Origin of the sequence: Pseudomonas sp. MSSRFD41, from assembly GCF_014230245.1 — a bacterium.
Classification (GTDB): Bacteria; Pseudomonadota; Gammaproteobacteria; order Pseudomonadales; family Pseudomonadaceae; genus Aquipseudomonas; species Aquipseudomonas piscis.
Window position 1 is genome coordinate 1 of sequence record NZ_JACKZK010000020.1, and the last position, 17,130, is coordinate 17,130.

The 17,130-nt window shown below is 56.5% G+C and carries 27 protein-coding genes and 1 pseudogene; 16 read left to right on the forward strand and 12 right to left on the reverse strand.

Features of this window, described 5'->3' with window-relative positions; genetic code table 11:
- Positions 1 to 467: 467 nt before the first annotated feature.
- The 10 genes from H7A76_RS24305 to H7A76_RS24350 all read right to left on the reverse strand — a co-directional run bounded on the left by H7A76_RS24305 (position 468) and on the right by H7A76_RS24350 (position 6,415).
- Positions 468 to 1,148 carry a hypothetical protein gene (locus H7A76_RS24305; RefSeq protein ID WP_185700852.1) on the reverse strand — a complete coding sequence of 227 codons (681 nt, stop codon included), beginning with the start codon at positions 1,146 to 1,148 and terminating at the stop codon, positions 468 to 470.
- On the reverse strand, positions 1,145 to 1,750 hold the full coding sequence (locus tag H7A76_RS24310) for a recombination protein NinG (protein ID WP_185700853.1): 606 nt from the start codon (positions 1,748 to 1,750) through the stop codon (positions 1,145 to 1,147). Before H7A76_RS24310 ends, H7A76_RS24305 begins: the two co-directional genes overlap by 4 nt.
- Positions 1,747 to 1,935 carry a hypothetical protein gene (locus tag H7A76_RS24315; protein WP_312026268.1) on the reverse strand — a complete coding sequence of 63 codons (189 nt, stop codon included), beginning with the start codon at positions 1,933 to 1,935 and terminating at the stop codon, positions 1,747 to 1,749. Before H7A76_RS24315 ends, H7A76_RS24310 begins: the two co-directional genes overlap by 4 nt.
- Before the next feature lie 38 nt (positions 1,936 to 1,973).
- Complete coding sequence (locus H7A76_RS24320; protein WP_022639563.1) at positions 1,974 to 2,444, reverse strand: hypothetical protein; 471 nt, start codon at positions 2,442 to 2,444, stop codon at positions 1,974 to 1,976.
- Positions 2,441 to 3,052, reverse strand: a complete 612-nt coding sequence (locus H7A76_RS24325; protein ID WP_185700855.1) for a hypothetical protein — start codon at positions 3,050 to 3,052, stop codon at positions 2,441 to 2,443. The genes H7A76_RS24320 and H7A76_RS24325 overlap by 4 nt, the downstream gene beginning before the upstream one ends.
- Positions 3,052 to 3,849 (reverse strand): replication protein P, encoded by a 798-nt coding sequence (locus tag H7A76_RS24330; RefSeq protein WP_185700856.1) that lies wholly within the window; start codon positions 3,847 to 3,849, stop codon positions 3,052 to 3,054. The genes H7A76_RS24325 and H7A76_RS24330 overlap by 1 nt, the downstream gene beginning before the upstream one ends.
- Positions 3,846 to 4,628 carry a Pyocin large subunit-like protein gene (locus H7A76_RS24335; RefSeq protein WP_185700857.1) on the reverse strand — a complete coding sequence of 261 codons (783 nt, stop codon included), beginning with the start codon at positions 4,626 to 4,628 and terminating at the stop codon, positions 3,846 to 3,848. Before H7A76_RS24335 ends, H7A76_RS24330 begins: the two co-directional genes overlap by 4 nt.
- Positions 4,628 to 5,437 carry a phage antirepressor KilAC domain-containing protein gene (locus H7A76_RS24340; protein WP_185700957.1) on the reverse strand — a complete coding sequence of 270 codons (810 nt, stop codon included), beginning with the start codon at positions 5,435 to 5,437 and terminating at the stop codon, positions 4,628 to 4,630. Before H7A76_RS24340 ends, H7A76_RS24335 begins: the two co-directional genes overlap by 1 nt.
- Before the next feature lie 73 nt (positions 5,438 to 5,510).
- Positions 5,511 to 6,128 carry a hypothetical protein gene (locus tag H7A76_RS24345; protein WP_185700858.1) on the reverse strand — a complete coding sequence of 206 codons (618 nt, stop codon included), beginning with the start codon at positions 6,126 to 6,128 and terminating at the stop codon, positions 5,511 to 5,513.
- A gap of 50 nt (positions 6,129 to 6,178) precedes the next feature.
- Complete coding sequence (locus H7A76_RS24350; RefSeq protein ID WP_185700859.1) at positions 6,179 to 6,415, reverse strand: hypothetical protein; 237 nt, start codon at positions 6,413 to 6,415, stop codon at positions 6,179 to 6,181.
- 382 nt (positions 6,416 to 6,797) lie between these two features.
- On the opposite strand from H7A76_RS24350, the pseudogene H7A76_RS24355 reads away from it, so the two are divergent.
- The 7 genes and pseudogenes from H7A76_RS24355 to H7A76_RS24385 form a co-directional block, all read left to right on the forward strand.
- A pseudogene (locus H7A76_RS24355) lies at positions 6,798 to 7,268 on the forward strand (helix-turn-helix transcriptional regulator); the annotation flags it as partial.
- 19 nt (positions 7,269 to 7,287) lie between these two features.
- Positions 7,288 to 7,524, forward strand: a complete 237-nt coding sequence (locus H7A76_RS24360; protein WP_185700860.1) for a hypothetical protein — start codon at positions 7,288 to 7,290, stop codon at positions 7,522 to 7,524.
- Positions 7,521 to 7,772: a hypothetical protein gene (locus H7A76_RS24365; RefSeq protein WP_185700861.1), complete on the forward strand. Its 252-nt coding sequence runs from the start codon at positions 7,521 to 7,523 to the stop codon at positions 7,770 to 7,772. The genes H7A76_RS24360 and H7A76_RS24365 overlap by 4 nt, the downstream gene beginning before the upstream one ends.
- A gap of 121 nt (positions 7,773 to 7,893) precedes the next feature.
- Positions 7,894 to 8,709 (forward strand): hypothetical protein, encoded by an 816-nt coding sequence (locus H7A76_RS24370; protein WP_185700862.1) that lies wholly within the window; start codon positions 7,894 to 7,896, stop codon positions 8,707 to 8,709.
- A 2-nt stretch (positions 8,710 to 8,711) separates the two neighbouring features.
- Positions 8,712 to 9,539 (forward strand): DUF3037 domain-containing protein, encoded by an 828-nt coding sequence (locus H7A76_RS24375; RefSeq protein WP_185700863.1) that lies wholly within the window; start codon positions 8,712 to 8,714, stop codon positions 9,537 to 9,539.
- Positions 9,540 to 9,868: 329 nt separating this feature from the next.
- Complete coding sequence (locus H7A76_RS24380; RefSeq protein ID WP_185700864.1) at positions 9,869 to 10,447, forward strand: hypothetical protein; 579 nt, start codon at positions 9,869 to 9,871, stop codon at positions 10,445 to 10,447.
- 727 nt (positions 10,448 to 11,174) lie between these two features.
- Positions 11,175 to 11,462 (forward strand): hypothetical protein, encoded by a 288-nt coding sequence (locus H7A76_RS24385; RefSeq protein ID WP_185700865.1) that lies wholly within the window; start codon positions 11,175 to 11,177, stop codon positions 11,460 to 11,462.
- Here H7A76_RS24385 and H7A76_RS24390 read toward each other — a convergent pair.
- Positions 11,425 to 11,940 (reverse strand): GNAT family N-acetyltransferase, encoded by a 516-nt coding sequence (locus tag H7A76_RS24390; protein ID WP_103326145.1) that lies wholly within the window; start codon positions 11,938 to 11,940, stop codon positions 11,425 to 11,427. The two genes, H7A76_RS24385 and H7A76_RS24390, sit on opposite strands and share 38 nt — an antisense overlap.
- Positions 11,941 to 12,118: 178 nt before the next feature.
- On the opposite strand from H7A76_RS24390, the gene H7A76_RS24395 reads away from it, so the two are divergent.
- The 9 genes from H7A76_RS24395 (at position 12,119) to H7A76_RS24430 (ending at position 16,747) form a co-directional block, all read left to right on the forward strand.
- Positions 12,119 to 12,979, forward strand: coding sequence for a ParB N-terminal domain-containing protein (locus H7A76_RS24395; RefSeq protein ID WP_185700866.1), 861 nt, complete (start codon positions 12,119 to 12,121; stop codon positions 12,977 to 12,979).
- Between the two features lie 405 nt (positions 12,980 to 13,384).
- Positions 13,385 to 13,816, forward strand: a complete 432-nt coding sequence (locus H7A76_RS24400; protein WP_185700867.1) for a hypothetical protein — start codon at positions 13,385 to 13,387, stop codon at positions 13,814 to 13,816.
- The gene (locus H7A76_RS32455) at positions 13,773 to 14,009 is read left to right on the forward strand and encodes a hypothetical protein (RefSeq protein WP_260498070.1); all 237 of its coding nucleotides are present in this window, start codon (positions 13,773 to 13,775) and stop codon (positions 14,007 to 14,009) included. The genes H7A76_RS24400 and H7A76_RS32455 overlap by 44 nt, the downstream gene beginning before the upstream one ends.
- Positions 14,006 to 14,206 (forward strand): hypothetical protein, encoded by a 201-nt coding sequence (locus H7A76_RS24405; protein WP_185700868.1) that lies wholly within the window; start codon positions 14,006 to 14,008, stop codon positions 14,204 to 14,206. The genes H7A76_RS32455 and H7A76_RS24405 overlap by 4 nt, the downstream gene beginning before the upstream one ends.
- Positions 14,203 to 14,376, forward strand: a complete 174-nt coding sequence (locus tag H7A76_RS24410) for a hypothetical protein (protein WP_177330294.1) — start codon at positions 14,203 to 14,205, stop codon at positions 14,374 to 14,376. Before H7A76_RS24405 ends, H7A76_RS24410 begins: the two co-directional genes overlap by 4 nt.
- 139 nt (positions 14,377 to 14,515) lie before the next feature.
- Positions 14,516 to 15,265, forward strand: a complete 750-nt coding sequence (locus tag H7A76_RS24415) for a hypothetical protein (RefSeq protein WP_185700869.1) — start codon at positions 14,516 to 14,518, stop codon at positions 15,263 to 15,265.
- Positions 15,262 to 15,825 carry a siphovirus Gp157 family protein gene (locus H7A76_RS24420; protein ID WP_185700870.1) on the forward strand — a complete coding sequence of 188 codons (564 nt, stop codon included), beginning with the start codon at positions 15,262 to 15,264 and terminating at the stop codon, positions 15,823 to 15,825. The genes H7A76_RS24415 and H7A76_RS24420 overlap by 4 nt, the downstream gene beginning before the upstream one ends.
- A 7-nt stretch (positions 15,826 to 15,832) precedes the next feature.
- Positions 15,833 to 16,351 (forward strand): hypothetical protein, encoded by a 519-nt coding sequence (locus H7A76_RS24425; RefSeq protein WP_185700871.1) that lies wholly within the window; start codon positions 15,833 to 15,835, stop codon positions 16,349 to 16,351.
- Between the two features lie 81 nt (positions 16,352 to 16,432).
- A complete protein-coding gene (locus H7A76_RS24430; RefSeq protein WP_185700872.1) occupies positions 16,433 to 16,747 on the forward strand; it encodes a hypothetical protein in 315 nt (104 codons plus the stop codon).
- A gap of 36 nt (positions 16,748 to 16,783) precedes the next feature.
- On the opposite strand, the gene H7A76_RS24435 is transcribed toward H7A76_RS24430, so the two are convergent.
- Positions 16,784 to 17,053, reverse strand: coding sequence for a hypothetical protein (locus H7A76_RS24435; RefSeq protein WP_185700873.1), 270 nt, complete (start codon positions 17,051 to 17,053; stop codon positions 16,784 to 16,786).
- Positions 17,054 to 17,130: the final 77 nt, after the last annotated feature.

Consider the following 17,130-nt stretch of genomic DNA (forward strand, 5'->3'; position numbering starts at 1 on the left):
AGAATTTTCTTCATTTTATGACCAATAAGTACTGATTATGAGAGGTGTAAGCAACCATCGACGGCTAAGAGGCATTGAGCCATCAAATCGTTCAATGAAATTTTCACCTGTCACTTTTAACTTATGATTTGGCCGATTCTACCTATCCTACTCCTACCTAACCCGCTCGGGAAAACTCAAAAAGCGTGGAGTTAGGGCCCAGATTTGATCATCTCCAGAAACGAGAAACCCCGCTCAGTGGCGGGGTCTGGTCCACCCCTCATCCCAGCCCCCAAAAGAGAGGGATGGAGGACTGGGTATGAGGAATGGCGGCCGGATGATGCCAAACAAGGATCAACCGGGCAACAAAAAGCCCGACTCAATGGCCGGGCTTTTTATGATCACTCCTCAACACGCGCAGGAATGACAGGATGGGTGAATAATGCGACATGGCGACATGACATTGCAAGCCCTTTTGAGGGCCTTTTTTAGGCCGCCTCTCCTGACAGCACGCCAACCGCTTCGAGCATGTGCTGAGCCTCGACCAGGGCCTCGTCCACCATCGACTCCAGGTGGTCGCGGATCGCCTTACTCCAGCGCTGGTAAGTGCGCTCGGTGAGCCCCTGCGAATCCCAGGTGGTCATGTCGTAATTCGACTCGGCCAGGACGATCATTTCGCCAGGCTTCGACTCGGCCACGGCCCGAGCATGCCTGTTAGCACGAGCGACAGATTCAGCAGCCGCCTTGTTGCGCCACTCCCACTGCCCATCCCTCTCTTCTTCACGCGGCGCCGGCGCTTTCACTTCGGAAACCTTGCGCTGAATGCCTTTGGATTGTTGCGGTACCGCCCAGACGAGCACGGCCTGCTGGGTGAACCGCTTCGGCGCTGGAGTTGGGACCACTGCGACCAGGCGCCCGATTGAGTCGATCTTCCGCCCCCGGTGCGTGCTGTACTTCGCCACCAGGGCATTCCAGTGCCGCGGACTGAGCTGGGCGTGTAGCAGCTTGTGCACGATGCAGTCTGCCAGCAGGGCAGCATCCTTGCCGGATATCTCACCTTTCTGCTTAGCCATCTGGACCTTCGGTTCGAAGTCGCAGCCACCTGCGCTGTTGATGGTCTCGGCGGCCAGTGCACGCACCACCGCTGATATGACATTGTGGTAGTTCATGCTGCTTCCCTCTTCAATTCCTTGATCTTGGCTTTGTATTCGGCCTTGATGGCCTGCAGGTCTTCGATGCTCAGGCGCAGGGCCTTATGAGGGCCTTCCAACCACTCGACCCGATCGGCGCCGATGCGTTTCACCAGGCGGATTCGATACTCGACTGCATTCCCGGACAGGTTCCGGTTGCACTTCACGCACTGGCGGTGGACGTTCAGCGGCTCGAAGCGGAGCTCCGGGCAGGCGCCAACCGACCGGTAGTGGCCGGCATCCCAGCGGCTGCCAGTGATGAGGTCGTGGTCGCTCGGGTTCGAGTCGCAGCTGATGCACGGCAGGCCGGCGTCGCGCTCGCGGATGTAGGCGTTGAACGCGGTCTGCGCCTCGGCCATGTGCTCGCGACGGGTCTTCAGCCCCTCCCGGCGCTCCTGCAGGTCCTGGCGCGCCTGCTTGGTGATGGCCTTGGCAGCGATCTTCTGCAGCTTCGGGTCTTTGGCCATGGCCCTGGCACAGGCGATGCTGCACACCTTCTGCGTGGTCATGGATGGCTTGAAGGGCTTTCCGCAACCTGGCGCCTTGCACTTCTTTGGCTTGATCTCCTTGGCCACACTCATGCCGACCTCCAAATCTGTTCGCGCGTCTTCAAGCCATTTTTCTTGGCCTCGCGCTTCACCTTTCGCAGCTCAGCCTGAACCTGCTCGATGGTCATTTCACCCGCATGGACCCTGGCTACAAGAGATGCGCGCAGTGCTGAGCTGTCGGCAACAATCCCCTGCTCTTCGGCGATCTGGAGGGCCACACGCTTATCCGTTCGACGGTCGTACCAATCACGCCTTCTCATGCAGCAGCCTCCCCCAGCAGGTCGCCGAACACCACGCCCTTGGCCGTGAAGTCCGCAACAACCCGCTCGGTGTAGGCGACGCCCTGGGCGCGATTGAACAGGCTGGTAACCGGCATGCCGTCCGGACCGAACAACTTGCAGTCGCCCATCATGTCCAGCTTCTCCTCGTAGGACAGGTGGCGCATGACCCGGTACCAGGCCGCCAGGAAGTCCTGATCTTCGTTCAGTAAGATCTGCACACCGTGGTGCAGCTTGCAGTACTTGCGGGCGTCCGAGGCATCGCCGATCTGAGTCATCTCGGCGATGCGCTTGTAGAAGGCGAACCACAAAGCGTTCTGGTCTAGGGTGCGATCCTTGCCTGGGCGCATGCTGACTACGACGAACTTCTTGTCGCGGAACATGCGAGTGAGCATGGTCACAGCTTCGGAGAGTTTGGCCTGGCAGTTGACGCTGATCTTGTCAGTCATAACTTCTCTACCTTGCTCATGACCGCATCGATGGCCATCTCCAGCTTCTCACCCGACGGCAGCATTCCAGGTCCGATAGATCCGGCAATCACCTTGTACTCAACAATCCCGCATCGATCGCGAAGCCACCGGTACCGCTCTGCATCCTTGCGCAGCGCCTCGTTCTCGGCCTTGGCATCCCCCAGCCGGCGCTCATGCACATCGCAGAGGTGATCAACTCCCCAGCGTACCTTTTCCACAAGATCGGCTGCGCTGAGGTATTCAGCGTTGTAGCCACCAGCGCCAAGAGTCGAAGCAATGGCGCGCATGCCTTCGTCGAAGCACTCGATTTTTGCAGCCAGAGACCCGTTCTCGGCTTTGAGCTGGTCGATCTCGCGCAGAGTCTTGCGGGCCTGCTTCTGCGCCCTGGATGCGTCCTCGCCCATGCGCTTGGTGCTGCCGCGCATGCTGCCGTTGTCGACTTCCAGCCGCTCGATCTCCGCGAGCAGGGTCAGGACATCGGCTGCGCGAACGGCAAGAGCAGGGAAAGGGTTGCCGCCGCCACCAGGATGGTTGTTGGCAATGGCGCGCTCAGCCAACGCCTTCAGCTTCTCTTTGTCGATGGTCATCACACCCCCCCCCCGGCCGTCTGCCCGGCGCGCTTGATGTTCAACTGAGCCAGTAGTTGCACTCGAGCTGCTGCTCCGCTGCACGGGATGGCCTGAATCTCCAGTAGGCGGGCCTGGCGTTGATCGGCAAACTCTTCTGCCAGCTCCACTTCGCTCTTCTGACTGTCATCGCCAATGCCAATGGCGATTTCTTCCAAGGGTAAGCCCTGCATCAAGCGGCGGATGGTGATGTCGTAGGCGCGATCAAACACCTTGCTGGCCTTCTCAGGGATCAAGTCGCCCAGGTTGCGCATCTCGCATTGCAGCGCAGCGTGGCGCACGGCAGGATGAGACCAAGTGCGATCGCCAAACCGACTTGGGTGGGCGTTCCCCAGGGCTTCGCGAAACGCCTTGTCATGACTGGGGATGCCCAGCATTTCCGGGGTGGGCAGGCACAGCTTGATGAACTTTCCGGCGCTGGGCGCGAAGTCGGTGCCCAGGGCGCGGCAGCGCTCAATACCGAAGCGGATCTGCTCAAGCGTGTTGATCTCAGCCACGATGAAAGCCTTGATCCAGCTGCGCTTTGCAGTGCTCAGTGCAGCATCAGTCGGCCATGCCTGCTTCCAGGCAGGGAAGATGGCCTGCAGCTCCTTGAACAGGGCGTTCACCACATCAGCAGTGCCCGGCGGCAAAGTCTTCGGGATCACTGGCATTGCCGGCGACTGATAGCCAGCCATAGCGCCACGCAGATCCTCTGTCGCCCCTGCAGCCTTCATCAGCTGGGCAGCGCTTCTTGGCGGCTTTGGCTTGTCGCTCATAGCACACCGCCCAAGTCATCAGCCCAACTCAGGTCGTCGAAGTCAGGGCCGTTGGCCTGGCGACGCTGCGGGAACGGGTGCACATTTGCCGGCACCGGCAGCTCATCCTCCCAGCGCCTGCCATTCAGCCAGGTGGCTGGGTGTGGCACGAACTGGCCGCCGTCCTTGGTCCAGTCCGGCGAAACCGCCCAGGCAGCCAGCGCGCTGGCCATTCGCTCGAACAGGTCGGCGTCGACTTTCAGCTTCGACCAGGCCTTCTCGGCATTGGCCTTGCCCACCTTTCGCGGGTACAGCTTCCAGAACCGCGCGAACAGGTCACCGTCATCGCACGATGACGAAGGCTTTTGATCTTGTTCTTTCTCTTCTCTTCTCTTCTCTTCTCTGGTCCGCAAGTTGTCCGCATCGCTTGCGGACACATTGCGGACACGGTTGTTTTTCCGGTCGTTGCGCTTGCGTTCGCTGTCGTTTGCGCGGCGCTTTGCGCTGGCACCGTTATGCTCGTCAAAGCGAGGCATTACAAGGCTTCCGTCGTCCTGCACGGACGCCCACTCCACCTCGATCATGGCCTGGGTAAAGCCGGGCCAGCCCACCACGGCATCCATGGCGTCGACGCTGTAACCATGCAGCACACCGTCGTCGGAATGGGTGTCGAAGATGCTCCAAGCGATGTGCAGTCCGCCGATGATCCGCAATCTGTCCGCTTTCAATGCGGACACCATGCGGAAAACTTTCGGATGCGTCTGAAGGTCGATTCGCATTTTGATCCAGTCCCCGGCCATTACACGGCCTCCGTCAATTGGTACTGCGCCCACAGTCCCGCCACCCAGGTGACGCCCTTAGGGGTGAATTTGGTCTGGTTGAAGGCGTGACCGTTGTCAGCCGTGTCGGTTTTGACTTCGAAGCGCCCGGCATCGATGTGCTGCTGGTAGGCCTGCCACTCTCCACCCATGCGGTACATGATCTTCTTGTCGAGCAGGAACTCGCGGAAGCGGGCCTCATTGGCCCTCAGCAGCTTGGCGGTCTGGCGGAAGCCTTTGAGCCCAGTGGATTCGACGTACTTGTCGACGAATTCGACCTTGGGCGCGGCAATAGCCAGGGCTTGGCTGGCTGCTTGCTGCAGCTCGAACTGCTCGGCCCAGGCCCGGGCAGCTGCGGCAGGGTTAGTAAAGTCCGGAAGGGTTGCCAAAACCCGAGGCTTAAGCGAGAACTCACCCGTCCTTCGAACACTAGGCAGCACTTCGCTCACCACCCACTCTTCGAAACGCTCTGCTTGGGGCATCTTGGAGCGCATCACCAGGCGGTAGACGTCCCGCTCAGGGATGACGTTTGCCGATGCCCCAAGGGTGAACGAATCGTTCACCCCAACTGGGCGCGGGCTTTTGCAGTGATCGCGCACTGCTTTCTGTGGGTTGGTGTAGCCGAGGCCCTCCGCCACGTCCCTGGCAGAGAACCAAGGCTCTCCGTCGATGAGCATGACGCGAACGTCGAGACCTTCGAAGTTGAACAAGTTGACTGTGCGCGCCACGAAATCATGGTTCGCATTTTGTGGCGCGGGCTTGACCGGGGCCTGTACACTCTGGGTCTGCATATGCATAATTGGTCTCATATGTGTGATGTTGCAGAGAGCCGGGGCGCAATCCCGGCTTTTTTGTGCCCGGGATTCAGGCAAGCTTCAAATTCGGTCGGTGTTTTGCGATCAGTGATTCAGCCTTACGGCCAAGCTCGCCTGCCCGCGCCTCAACCTGACGGCATTGCTCGGCGAACGCTGGCAGATGCGGCAGGTCCTCCTCGCACATCACCTGGTCGTCAAACACTTCGCTGCCGGTATCGATCACGTCACCCAGCGCACGAATCAGCGCACCGAAGCTTTTGTTGGCGCATTGATCGCTCTGCATCTGGCGGGCGCCGGTCAGGCCGTGGCGACCGGCCAGCTCGTTGATGCAGTGGTCGCGATACTCGGGCTCCAAAGCATTGACCCAAGACTCTTCCAGCCACGACGGCATTTCCTGTTCGCCGGACAGCCAGCGCTGCACACGCTTCAGCCAGCGGCCTGTCGCTTTCACGAATTCGCTCACATCGTTAAGGCGAGCCAACTCATTGAAGTCAGGAACTTTCGATTCCTTGATCTTCTCCGCCGGAACTCGCAGATAGATCTCTCGGGCCAGTGACTGCGCGAAATCGTCCTGGCTCAGGCTGGTTCGGGCAATCTGGTTTGCCGCATGCGCCACCAGCACTTGGTCACGGGTTTGCGCGGTGTGTCTTGGACTGGACGTTTCCATGGGGACTGCTCTCTTCTAATCTGGATTCAGTAGATCGGCGGATAGAGGTGTCAGGCGACACTTTCCGCAGCAATTGCGGCCAGCTTTGGGAAGAACGAAAAAGCCGAGACCTGGCCCCCTGTTGCTCTATGGATCTTCGCGGCAACCCCTTCGGATGGCTTTCGATGTCCGCCAGCAATAAGCCACAGGTAGCCAACGGAGATTCCCGACTCATCGGCAACCCGCTGGCGCTCATCAGCACAGGCGTGCGTAAGCCATGCCTGCATATCGGGAATGGGGGTTTTCATCTTCATTACCTTGTATAGAGATAAATTAAATTTATCTCATTGATAATTTCAAGGCAAGGATGAATTGATCGCAGAGATTATTTATCAAATAGATAAAAGAGGCGATGATCTGTTGATGGATACCAACAGCATTCGCAGAGAAAACCTGCGAGCCCTTGCGGCTCGCTACCAAACACAGGCCGAGTTCGCAGCAGCCTGTGGTACCGCGCCATCAGTAATCAGCCTGATCGTGTCGTCCAACCCGAAGAGGAACCTTGGTCATCAACTGGCTAGGAAGATCGAGGCCGCACAGGGTCTTCCTTCTGGCTGGCTCGATACGCCGCAATCAGAATCACCTCCTAATGTTAATAGGCCAGAGGCCAATGCAGGGCCGCTTCGTGAGATAGCTGCCTGGGATGAAAAAACGCCTCTGGAAGACGATGAGGTGGAGGTTCCATTTCTTCGCGAGGTGGAGTTGGACGCAGGGTCCGGGAGGTTCGTCATCCGGGAGGATGATGGTGAGACCCTTCGCTTTCGGAAGAAAAATCTTCGCGATAACTGCGTGCGGTTCGATCAAGCCAAATGCGTAACCGTTCGCGGCAACAGCATGATCCCTGTGCTTCGCGATGGCGCAACCGTGGGTGTGGATCTCGGGAAGACGAGCCTCGGTGATATTATTGGCGGCGACCTCTACGCCATCAATCACAATGGCCAACTGCGGGTTAAGCAGGTCTTTAGGCTCCCGTCTGGTATCAGGCTGCGCAGCTTCAATCGCGACGAATACCCAGACGAGGACTACAGCTTCCAGCAGATGCAGGATGAGCAGATTGGCATCCTGGGGCACGTTTTCTGGTGGGGCATGTACGCTCGGTAATCTTCTATAGGAGCCTCGCATGCCCCTAACCAAACCCAACCAAGAGCTCTACGAAGACTTAGATGGTCATGCCGCCACTCTAGACTGGACCGCGTTGGAGGTGCTTGATGTCGCCAAGCGCTTAAATGAGGCGGGCCTGTCCGAGTATGCGATAGAGCTTATGGAGATCGGTAAGTCCCTCAGAGGTCAGTATGAAGTCATTCTAGGCATCGCAGACGATGTTCAGGATGGATTGATCGCCAGGAGCGGTCTATGAGTCTGACTAAGCCCAACCAACAACTGCGCCGCGACCTGAAAGAGGTCGCAGCCCTGCTCAAGTGGTCAGGCGTAAACCTGATGCAGATAGCTACCCGATTGTCAGAAGCCGGCCATGAGCAAGAGGCCCGAGAACTGATTGAGGCAGCCATAAGCTTTCAGGAGGCGGAAGACAAGATGGAGGGGTATGCGGAAGAGGTGAAGGTGGGGCGGATTGAACGAATGAAGCCTGGCACCGAAAATCGATGACGTCACGGCCTGCGCCAGGGTGTTACTAGTATGGAATGCTCATTTGGTTTGACATAATTTTATTTGCATAGCGCTTCACCAGAAAGGGCGCAAACACTGAACATAGGGAATCAGGACTGCTATGAGTGATGATGAGAAGGGATTGATCGTGCACCTGGAAGGACCGGACGTAACTGTGGAACCGAAGCTGAGACCGCCCATGTTTCAACGGCAGTTGTTTCCAGTTGCGGTGATGACAACCTACCCGAATGATCAAAACTCTGCCGACTTACAGACCATAGGCCTTGCAGCGAATGGCAAGGACTATGCGATTAAAACTGTTATGGATGGTAACGGTAAAATCCCCGCATCAGAAGCATTCTGTTATCAGCTTGCGAGAATGGTTCTTATTGCCACACCTGACTTCGATGTGATCGAACTGCACGATGGATCGCACGCTTTCGGCTCCGTTTGGGAGGGCGGCGCATCAACCCTAAAAGATGGCCTGCAAGTAATGAGAATCCTGAAAGGCGAAATTCCCGTTGTAGGATTGAAGACTTTCTTCAGTCGCGTATATGCACTGGACCTTTTCGTCAATAACGTGGATCGTCACTTCGGGAATTACATATTCCGACCGAGCTATAGCGGTCAAATTGCTCTAGCCTTTGATTTCAGTAGAGCTTGGTTTGCATTCAATCCGTTCGGATTTGAAGCTGCTATTGAAGCAAATAATACTTCAAACTCCATACAGCATATTCAAAGCCATAATCAGTACGATAGAGAAGAAGCAATCAAATGTTTGGATGTGATTGCAAAATTGACCAAAGAAGACGCAGCAGCTATAATTTTAAATTTTCCTGAGGCCTGGATGTCAGATCTGGACCGGCAAGAGTTCCTCGATTGGTGGGGTTCACAGGCTCGTATAGATCGGATCGATTTTCTCAAAGGGATGCTGTAATAATGATTACCTACGATTACTCTCTCATACGCTACATGCCAAGCCCGAAGCGCGGCGAGATTGTCAACATAGGCATACTAATTTACAGCAATCCGCACTTTGACATTCGATTGCTAAATGGCGCAGCCAAGCTTCGGCTGCTTGACGGCGAGTCATCTGCAGTTGACATCTCCGAGCTAGAATCAATCATCGCTGAGGCGCAAGAGCGCTGCAAGACACATGACGAAATGCTAGGCTTTCTCAGATTGTTTAGAAGCGCCTTCACGATTAGCCCGGCCGCCAAATTTTCTATCGACCACCCTGGCCAGTACGAAGCGCAGGTCTCTAGGCTTTTCACCGATCTCGTAAAGCCATATAGCACGCGCGAGACAATGCCTAGGACTTCAAGAATCCAAACATTGATTAAAAATAGGTTCGATAGCTTAAACATATTAGCTAAGAGCGCCGAAGAACTTAGCTATCACAAAGTAGTTCAGAATTACTCTTTTAGCAAGAAATCTGGATTCTCTGCCGACTTTTTGCTAAAAAATGGAAAATACCACATTAGCGAAGTCATCGACTATAACGTCAACGACCTAAACTCAAAGTTTAAAGAAACCACTTTGAAAGTGATGACCTTCATGGAAGGGAAAAAGCATCTTGGCGATGAGACTGGCTGCTATTTTGTTTATGCAGCCTCGCCAAAAATAGAGCAGGAAATTCAGGCTCATCTAAATCTGGCAGAAGACTATAGTGAGCACATTTACAACATTTCATCTAAGTCTGATGAAAGAGCTTATTTTGAAATGATTGCGAACTTAGCAGGCCAATCTGCCCCCATCTTTCACTAATATCCTAAGTGCGATACGCCCATGAGAGCCCGCCTCGGCGGGCTTTTTCACGCCTACGTACCGCACGCGCGCTGGGGTCAGGACCCGGCCCAGCGCCGGGCTTCTTGTATCTGCACCATTGCAGATCTACGCCTAAGCTTAGCCTGGGCGTCTAGCTATCTCTCTGGCGCCTAGGCCGCCATGATCACTCCTCCACCTGGTCGGCGGCCTTCTTGTATCTGCCCTTCCCGCCGCCATAAGTCAGTCCACCGTCAGGCCTGCAAGCCATCGCCGATGGAGGCTGCGCATCATGGATGGTAAAGTGCTGGCTCAGTAACGGGAGGGATCCAATGAAAGCAAAACTTGCCTTTTTCCTGCTTGCATCCTGTATCGCAGTGTCCGCGCAAGCTGCTAAAAAATCTTCTGAGCCGGCGCCCTGGATGCAGGAGCCTGACAGCTTCATGGGCATACAGTTTGACCAGAAGTTTGTTTACTCTGTACCGGAGTGCCCAGCCGGATACGAGATCCCTAAGGAAATATGTCGCAGAGCTCCGTATCAAGGCCTCTATATCACCATGGGCGGCCCTTCAATCGGTTTTGGTTACGGCCTGTCGGTGATGGCCAAAAATGGCCCGGTTGATTCATTCTATCTGACCACACCGTCCGAGAACTATCTCCACCTCACGCAGCTGTTCATCACCAAATACGGGAGCCCGACAAGCAGATCCACAGAATCAGTAAAGACCAAAGGCGGTGGAGCATTCACCAATGAAATCCTCGCCTGGAAAGGGAAAAAAATAGAAATTGTCGTTGAGAAGTATACTTCCGACATCAACACTAGCTCGGCAACACTCCGCACCATTGCCTCAAAAGCAAAGGCAATTCAGGACGTTGATCAAAAAATCAATGGCGCTGCCAGCAAGCTCTAGATCTTCCAGCACATAAAAGCGACATCAAGGCCCGCCTAGAGCGGGCTTTTTTGCGCCCGCAGAAAGCAGCGATATACAGCAGATAAACAACCAAGGAGATAAATTTATCAAAATGATATTGACACTAATTTATCACAAGGATAAATTCACTCCCAAGCCAGCACAACACCGGCCCAGCAGCGAAAGCTGCGCCGTTCTTTAACAGTCAGCGCAACACAGAAATACCAACAGACCGCATTGCCTCTACTGGCGACCGGCGATCAGACGGGTCAGATAGCCCGCCAACGACAGGAACAACCTGTACGGCTGATCGAGAGCGAAACGCTCGAACCGTGCGAACGACCCGGCATGCAATGCGCCCCGCTAATCCCAGCGGCAGAAGGGAGATTCAACTGAAAAGAATTAGCGCCCCGAGCTTCGGCATTGAGGGGCGCCGGACCTCATGCACCCTGCCCAAATCAATCAGGGCATTCAGAGCTGTAGCGTGCATGTTGTAAGGACCTGTGAACCGCGGCGGACAGATGCTGTTTGACGCTGCGCGGAGGAAGCTCGAAGCCCAACCACCGACGAAGATCGGCCAGCCCTGCAATCAGCGGCGGGTAACTGGCCAACATCGCCGACGCAACAACCCCGGTCTGACGCCAGTAGCGGGACCGGGGCACTTTGGAAAGCATCACTGAAGCCCTTTCATTGAGCGGGCTTTGGGATTACGACCAGGAGATAAGCGATGAGCACTGCATTGTTTGAAGCGAGCGAAGAAGTGGTCAACGAGGCTGCAGCCTCCTGCGCTCGGAAGCTCGCGAAGTGGTTTGGCGGCATAGATGAAGCGATAGCAGCGCTTGAGGCCGATCCCGCAGATCTCGCCGACCTTGCACTGCGCGATGTCATCAAAGATCGGCGGCAGATGACGCTCAAGGTGTACATGAACCCTCAAGCATTCAGCCGCCAGATTCTGAACAACATCACTTGCTACGAAGCTACCAGGCAGAAACGTAAATACTCTGGGGCTCATTAAATCGAGTCACTTCACGCTCAAGCGACATCCCGACACGCTCGAGCAGGCGGATAGAGGCGAGATTCTTACTCTGCGTTTCGGCGATCACTCTCTTTAAACCCATCACGTCTTTTGCATAAAGCAGTGCGAAGCTTAACGCCTCCGTGGCGTACCCCTTCCCACAGTATTCGGGGAGCAGCTCGTAACTCACCTCGATGTCAGCACCATCATGATGCAGGTCGAACGAAACAATGCCAGCAAACTGCTCGGCTTCACGGGTTCTAATAACCCAAAGAGGCATTTCTCGCTGGGAATCCACTTCCAGGATCGAGCGCTTCACTGCTGCTTCTTGACTGAGCGGCCCTCCTAGATAAGTGCGCACCTTGGGATCGGTATACAACCTCACCAGATTCGTAACATCTGTTGGCCGAAGCGGTGTTAGGTGAACAAGGGATTTCACTGAAGTCTCGTCATCGCGCAAGAGGATTCGCAGCAGCATCTTCGACAAGTTCCAAGTCTATGTCCAATACACGATTCAGGCTGAGCTTCTGCGCCGGCTATACACCCTCCCCCTCCGACACCACCCGCATGCACTCCCCTCCGCGCCCATCGGCAACCAGCAGCCGGTCAGAGTGCTGACGAGTAATCGCAACCTACGCAGCAACCAGGAAGCAAAAATGACCAAATCAATCAGGCAGATGATCACCGCCGGAGAGGTTCGCCGCGCCGATGCTATCAAGGTTCGGCTTGAAGATATTCACGAAGAGCCCGGGTTTAACCTTCGCACCGAAGGTGAGTCGCTGGAGGCCAGCATTTCAGCCCTGGCGGAGTTCATCGCCAATGGCGGTGTCATCCCGCCTCTTGAGATCAGGCCTCGGGCAGATGGTGGTGTGTGGTTGGTTGACGGGCACCGCCGGCGCCGGGCGCTGATCAAGCTTGACCAGGCCGGTCGACTGCCGCGATTGCCCAGCAAGGAAAACCCAAAGGTCACCGAGTATTGGGTTGATGTGCGGATGTTCGAAGGCAGCGATGCTGATCGTGTTGCCAGGATCATCTCGAGCCAGGAGAACGAGAAGCTCTCCCCTCTCGAGCTCGCGGAGGGCTACAAGCGCCTTCGTGCGTTCGGCTGGCCAGTCGAACAGATCGCCAAGAAGGTTGGCAAGACCCGCCAGCACGTTGAGCAGGTGATGACGCTAGGCAATGCCAACACCGACGTCCAACAGCTGGTCGCTTCCGGCCAGGTATCCGCGACTACAGCAGTCCAAATAGTACGCCAGTATGGCGAGGAAGCAGGCAAGGTGCTCGGCGGGGAACTGCAAAAGGCCAAGGCCACCGGCAAGTCAAAGGTAACGGCAGGATCGATGCGCGGGCCAACGACTCCACGTCAGCGGCTTGAAGCCATCCGCACCGCAGCACAGGAGCTGATCAAAACCTTGCCTGAAGGCAGCCTTGAAAGCTCAGGGGCTGTCCTGAGCCTGCCTGCGGATCTTGTTCTGAAGCTGCACCAAGCGATTACCGCTGCCAATCAGGGCGTCTAGCAAATCAATTGCGAAGCCCTCAATCACCCGGATAGAAAAATTGAATTCCCCATTAAGGGGTTCAGTCCACAACTATGAGTACAGTAAATCTGACGAGGTAACAGCGATGACTATCGAAGCAGAGACACTGGTTGAACTGACCGAGACCCTGAAGAGCAAAGGCATGGTTCTCCTGTCGGACGTGACGTTCATTCGCGCCCCTTACCGGTACAACCACCGTTGGGTGTGCAGCGTAGAGTAACACTCGCCGCAATCACCAAAGCCACTCTGTCTGCCGGCACCGGGCCCCTCCCCGCGCCGGCACAGTCATACCTACTCCCCTACTCCAAGCACGCTCTGACTCCGCGCCCTAAGGCATCCTGCGGAGCGCACGACCGTGCACGCTCCGTCTTCCTGGAGGCAATCATGTCAGCACTACGCAAGGCACAGTTCGAATACGACAACCGTTTGCCGCCACCGGTGAGCGATGACGACCTGGCCGAATCGGAATGGCTTGAGGCAAACGCCGAGCGCCTGCTGATGGGTTACCGGATCTCCTGGGGCTACCAACCTTCAGAGCGCGGTGAGGTCACCCAGGCCGACTTTGCAAGGGCCGTGCAGGACCACCTAAACCAACGCCAGATCGACGGAAAGGACCAGCAAGACGCCTTCGGCCAACTGGTGATCGGCGCCATGGGCTTTCGTAGCTCGGGGCTCCTGATGGATCTGGCTGTGTACCTGCTGGGCAAGAAGTCTGCGTTGAAGGACATCGCGCTCGAGCTTCTAAGGCCACACGCCGAGGCAGCCCTGGCATTTGAGCAGGAGCAAGAACGCCTACAGCAGGAGTGCGGATTTTGAGTCGAGTCCGCACATCCTCATCGACCAGGCCATCGAGGGTGTTGCCGATCCCGACAGTGAGCCCGGTATCGATGTCCTGGTGCAAGGCCTGATCACTCGCCTCTTCACTGATGGGGCAATCACCACTGATGAATTCAACCACTACTGCAAGCGCTTGATGGACGTCTGTCAGAAGCGCAAGGAGGCAGAATGACCACATCCCCAGTCAAGTCGCTCATCGACGAGCAGTTGGAAGATATCACCGCCCACAACCTGCGCGATGCCTATAGCCTGGCCGAGCGTCGGGGTTTCTTCGGGCCGCCAGTTGAGCAGTACGCAGAGCCGGGTTACCGCGGTCGGGTGCTGCAGGTTCTGCGCTATCGCGCGGCCCAGCTGGAGCAGCGGCAATGAGCGGTGCCGGCGCGCACAAGCGCGGCCAGCAGTTGGCGATCCGTTGCGCGAAACTCCGGCGCGAAGGTCTTTCTCTGTCCGAAGTGGCCCAGGCAACCGGCATCAAGAAGGAGCAGGCCAACGCCAAGATCATCCTGGGCGAAAGGCTGCTGTCGCTGGTCGAGTCGTGATCACACTTGTCTACTGGCGTAGCTCCTTCCCTGCCCTCGCCCTCTGCACCGCTGCAATGCTGATCAGCGCCCTCGCCGATCACCTCACCCAATAACCCACATCTTTCAAAGCTGCGCACCTGCGCGGCGGGAGATAGTCATGTCTGCACCAAACCTCGCCCTGTGGGAAGAGGTCGAAAAGACCGATCCCAAGTTCACCAAGGAGTACACCGGCCTCGGCGGCTTTACGGGTACTGCGGTAAATGCCCAGTACCTGGCCAAGCGCGCCACGGAACAGTTCGGCCCCTGCGGTACCGGCTGGGGTTATGACGTGATTGAGGAGCGCTTCGACATCGGCGGCCCGCTGCTGAGCAAGGAAGGCGTGGTGCTGGCCCACGCCCAGGTGCACACCCTCAGGGTCGCCCTGTGGTACCTGGGCGGCGACGGTGAGCGCAAGACGATCACGCACTACGGGCACACGCCTTTCATCACTCAAAACAAATTCGGAAGCATCGGCACCGACTTTGACGCACCGAAGAAGTCCCTCACCGATGCGATCGGCAAGTGCCTGAGCCAGCTTGGCTTCTCCGCTGATGTTCGCCTGGGTCTGTACGACGACATTCACTACGTCAACGAGCGCCTGGGAGAAGCCGAGATCGAGCGAGCCGAGGACAAGATCGAAGCGAAGGAGCGTCTGGCAGCTGAGTATCGCGAATGGCGCTCGGAAACACTTCATCTGATCGGTACCGCTCAATCACTCAACGAGTTGGAACAGCTCTACAAGTCGGCGATGCGTAAGCTGGACTTACGCAAAACCGATCCAGACTGCGCAGCCCACAAACTCAAATTCACACGCGCCAAGGACGCCCGCAAAGCGGACCTTGAAGACGCTATGGAAGGTGCAGCATGACCGAACTCTACGCACTGACTGGCCAGATGGCCGAACTCGCCGCCCTGGCAGATACCGACGACGAAGGACTGCGTCAGGCTATCCAAGACACCATGGACGGCATTAAAGGCGAGTTCGAAGTGAAGGCCGACAGCATCGTCATGCTGCGCCGGAACATCGAAGGCGACATCGATGCCATCGACAAGGAAGTCGATCGCCTCAACGAGCTCAAGCGCATCAAGAAGAACACCGTGGGCCAGCTCAGCGACTTCCTGCGCCGGAACATGGAGGCCGCGGATATCAAGTCGGTCAAGCGCCCCCTGTTCACAATCACCCTCGCCCTTTCGCCAGAGAAGGTGATCGTCGATGACGAGAAGGCCGTGCCTGATGAGTTCGTGTCGCTGAAGAGCGTGATCACGCCGGACAAGAAGACCATTGCGGTACGCCTCAAGGAGATCCGCGATCACAACGAGGCTATACGCAAGCGTATGGCAGCCGGCGAAGACGCGGAAGCTGAGCTCATGGAAGAACCGACCTGGGCCCACCTGGAGCGTGGAGAAAGCTCCATTCGCATCAAATGAGGTAATCATGACCAACAACTACATACTGGTCGGCGCCGAGCGCCAGGCCGAACTGGAGGCAGCTAAGGCTGCCTTCTTTATGTCTGGGAATAAGATCGAGGTACTTGAGTCCTTCAAATTCAAGCCCCGAGATCCACGTAAAGACATTGATAGCCCACTTAGCAGGCACGGACCGCGAGGCAAACTCAAACGCACCAGCGAAAGCCACTTCACCCGGCGCCTGGCCTACGTCGACACGATCCGCGAGCTGGCCAAGACCATGACCATCGACCAGGCCATGGCCGCCACCGGCAAATCAGAATCAGCAATGCGTCGGGCAGCCCATGAGGGCGGCTTCATGTTCAAGAGCAAGATCGTGGACCGGGAGCGAGATCTGAAGCTCATTGAGCGCCTGACGGCATTGAGGGATGCAGGTCTTTCACGGATCGCTGCCTGCAGGAAGGCAGGGATATCCGACTCACTCCTGCACCGCCTGGAGCTCACCTATGAGTTCAGCTTCCCCAAGCGCTGGGAGAAGCGAGCTTGAAGCGGATCAACAACCAGGTCCGTAAACGGCGGCGACAAACATGGCTGGACCTGCCGGCCAGCGGAATTGAAGAGGTAGGCCATGGCCAAAACTGGAAAAGAGCGATCTGCCAAAACCGCCGCGAAGCGGATCGAGTACGACGAGAAGGAACTGCGGCACAGGCTACGACTGGGTACCCGACAGAAGCTTGAAGAGCTGATGGCCTGGAACGGTATCGAAGAGATCGGCGAAGCGGTCCAGAACCTGATCCTCAATGCTCACGCCTTGGGCCCGACCCTTTCCCACCAAGCAATCGAATGTCCGCGCCACAAAATCACGGTTAGCGAAAACGTGGCGCGGATGATTCATAGCGCAGGCCAGCGCAAAGCGTCTCGACTCGATGCTGAAGAGGCATAGACCCACCCTATTCGCTGCATCCTGTCACTGGAGTTGCTAGCGTCGTGGATTCAGCGCCCAGCGACGTGCTTCTGCCATTGCCACTTCCAAGGCCTCTTCATCAGTCTCATCGGAAATGTCGTGAATTTGCTCGGTAATCAACTTGCCGTCTTCGCGATAGACACCGATGAACATATATCCTATGAGCCCATTATGAGTGCGGCGCAATCGAATCTCTGAAAAGCATCCGTTTTCATGGCCGTACTCTATGAGCTTATCGCCTTGTTGAGGAGCCCACTGCTCAAACGCTGTTGAACGCTGAATCATCTTGCTCTCCTTGATCCGGCACCATGCCAGTCACCCGCAATATACGATTTACACGCGACTTTCCAACTTGCTAGAAC

What these genes read in the sequence shown, in the direction of transcription:
- H7A76_RS24350 (WP_185700859.1), bottom strand. Translation starts at nt 6,415, where the DNA reads ATGAAAACCCCCATTCCCGATATGCAGGCATGGCTTACGCACGCCTGT.
- H7A76_RS24375 (WP_185700863.1), top strand. Translation starts at nt 8,712, where the DNA reads ATGATTACCTACGATTACTCTCTCATACGCTACATGCCAAGCCCGAAG.
- H7A76_RS24365 (WP_185700861.1), top strand. Translation starts at nt 7,521, where the DNA reads ATGAGTCTGACTAAGCCCAACCAACAACTGCGCCGCGACCTGAAAGAG.
- H7A76_RS24320 (WP_022639563.1), bottom strand. Translation starts at nt 2,444, where the DNA reads ATGACTGACAAGATCAGCGTCAACTGCCAGGCCAAACTCTCCGAAGCT.
- H7A76_RS24345 (WP_185700858.1), bottom strand. Translation starts at nt 6,128, where the DNA reads ATGGAAACGTCCAGTCCAAGACACACCGCGCAAACCCGTGACCAAGTG.
- H7A76_RS24390 (WP_103326145.1), bottom strand. Translation starts at nt 11,940, where the DNA reads ATGCTGCTGCGAATCCTCTTGCGCGATGACGAGACTTCAGTGAAATCC.
- H7A76_RS24405 (WP_185700868.1), top strand. Translation starts at nt 14,006, where the DNA reads ATGACCACATCCCCAGTCAAGTCGCTCATCGACGAGCAGTTGGAAGAT.
- H7A76_RS24435 (WP_185700873.1), bottom strand. Translation starts at nt 17,053, where the DNA reads ATGATTCAGCGTTCAACAGCGTTTGAGCAGTGGGCTCCTCAACAAGGC.
- H7A76_RS24330 (WP_185700856.1), bottom strand. Translation starts at nt 3,849, where the DNA reads ATGAGCGACAAGCCAAAGCCGCCAAGAAGCGCTGCCCAGCTGATGAAG.
- H7A76_RS24430 (WP_185700872.1), top strand. Translation starts at nt 16,433, where the DNA reads ATGGCCAAAACTGGAAAAGAGCGATCTGCCAAAACCGCCGCGAAGCGG.
- H7A76_RS24360 (WP_185700860.1), top strand. Translation starts at nt 7,288, where the DNA reads ATGCCCCTAACCAAACCCAACCAAGAGCTCTACGAAGACTTAGATGGT.
- H7A76_RS24305 (WP_185700852.1), bottom strand. Translation starts at nt 1,148, where the DNA reads ATGAACTACCACAATGTCATATCAGCGGTGGTGCGTGCACTGGCCGCC.
- H7A76_RS24340 (WP_185700957.1), bottom strand. Translation starts at nt 5,437, where the DNA reads ATGCAGACCCAGAGTGTACAGGCCCCGGTCAAGCCCGCGCCACAAAAT.
- H7A76_RS24325 (WP_185700855.1), bottom strand. Translation starts at nt 3,052, where the DNA reads ATGACCATCGACAAAGAGAAGCTGAAGGCGTTGGCTGAGCGCGCCATT.
- H7A76_RS24425 (WP_185700871.1), top strand. Translation starts at nt 15,833, where the DNA reads ATGACCAACAACTACATACTGGTCGGCGCCGAGCGCCAGGCCGAACTG.
- H7A76_RS24395 (WP_185700866.1), top strand. Translation starts at nt 12,119, where the DNA reads ATGACCAAATCAATCAGGCAGATGATCACCGCCGGAGAGGTTCGCCGC.
- H7A76_RS24380 (WP_185700864.1), top strand. Translation starts at nt 9,869, where the DNA reads ATGAAAGCAAAACTTGCCTTTTTCCTGCTTGCATCCTGTATCGCAGTG.
- H7A76_RS24335 (WP_185700857.1), bottom strand. Translation starts at nt 4,628, where the DNA reads ATGGCCGGGGACTGGATCAAAATGCGAATCGACCTTCAGACGCATCCG.
- H7A76_RS24400 (WP_185700867.1), top strand. Translation starts at nt 13,385, where the DNA reads ATGTCAGCACTACGCAAGGCACAGTTCGAATACGACAACCGTTTGCCG.
- H7A76_RS24410 (WP_177330294.1), top strand. Translation starts at nt 14,203, where the DNA reads ATGAGCGGTGCCGGCGCGCACAAGCGCGGCCAGCAGTTGGCGATCCGT.
- H7A76_RS24385 (WP_185700865.1), top strand. Translation starts at nt 11,175, where the DNA reads ATGAGCACTGCATTGTTTGAAGCGAGCGAAGAAGTGGTCAACGAGGCT.
- H7A76_RS24420 (WP_185700870.1), top strand. Translation starts at nt 15,262, where the DNA reads ATGACCGAACTCTACGCACTGACTGGCCAGATGGCCGAACTCGCCGCC.
- H7A76_RS24310 (WP_185700853.1), bottom strand. Translation starts at nt 1,750, where the DNA reads ATGAGTGTGGCCAAGGAGATCAAGCCAAAGAAGTGCAAGGCGCCAGGT.
- H7A76_RS24415 (WP_185700869.1), top strand. Translation starts at nt 14,516, where the DNA reads ATGTCTGCACCAAACCTCGCCCTGTGGGAAGAGGTCGAAAAGACCGAT.
- H7A76_RS24370 (WP_185700862.1), top strand. Translation starts at nt 7,894, where the DNA reads ATGAGTGATGATGAGAAGGGATTGATCGTGCACCTGGAAGGACCGGAC.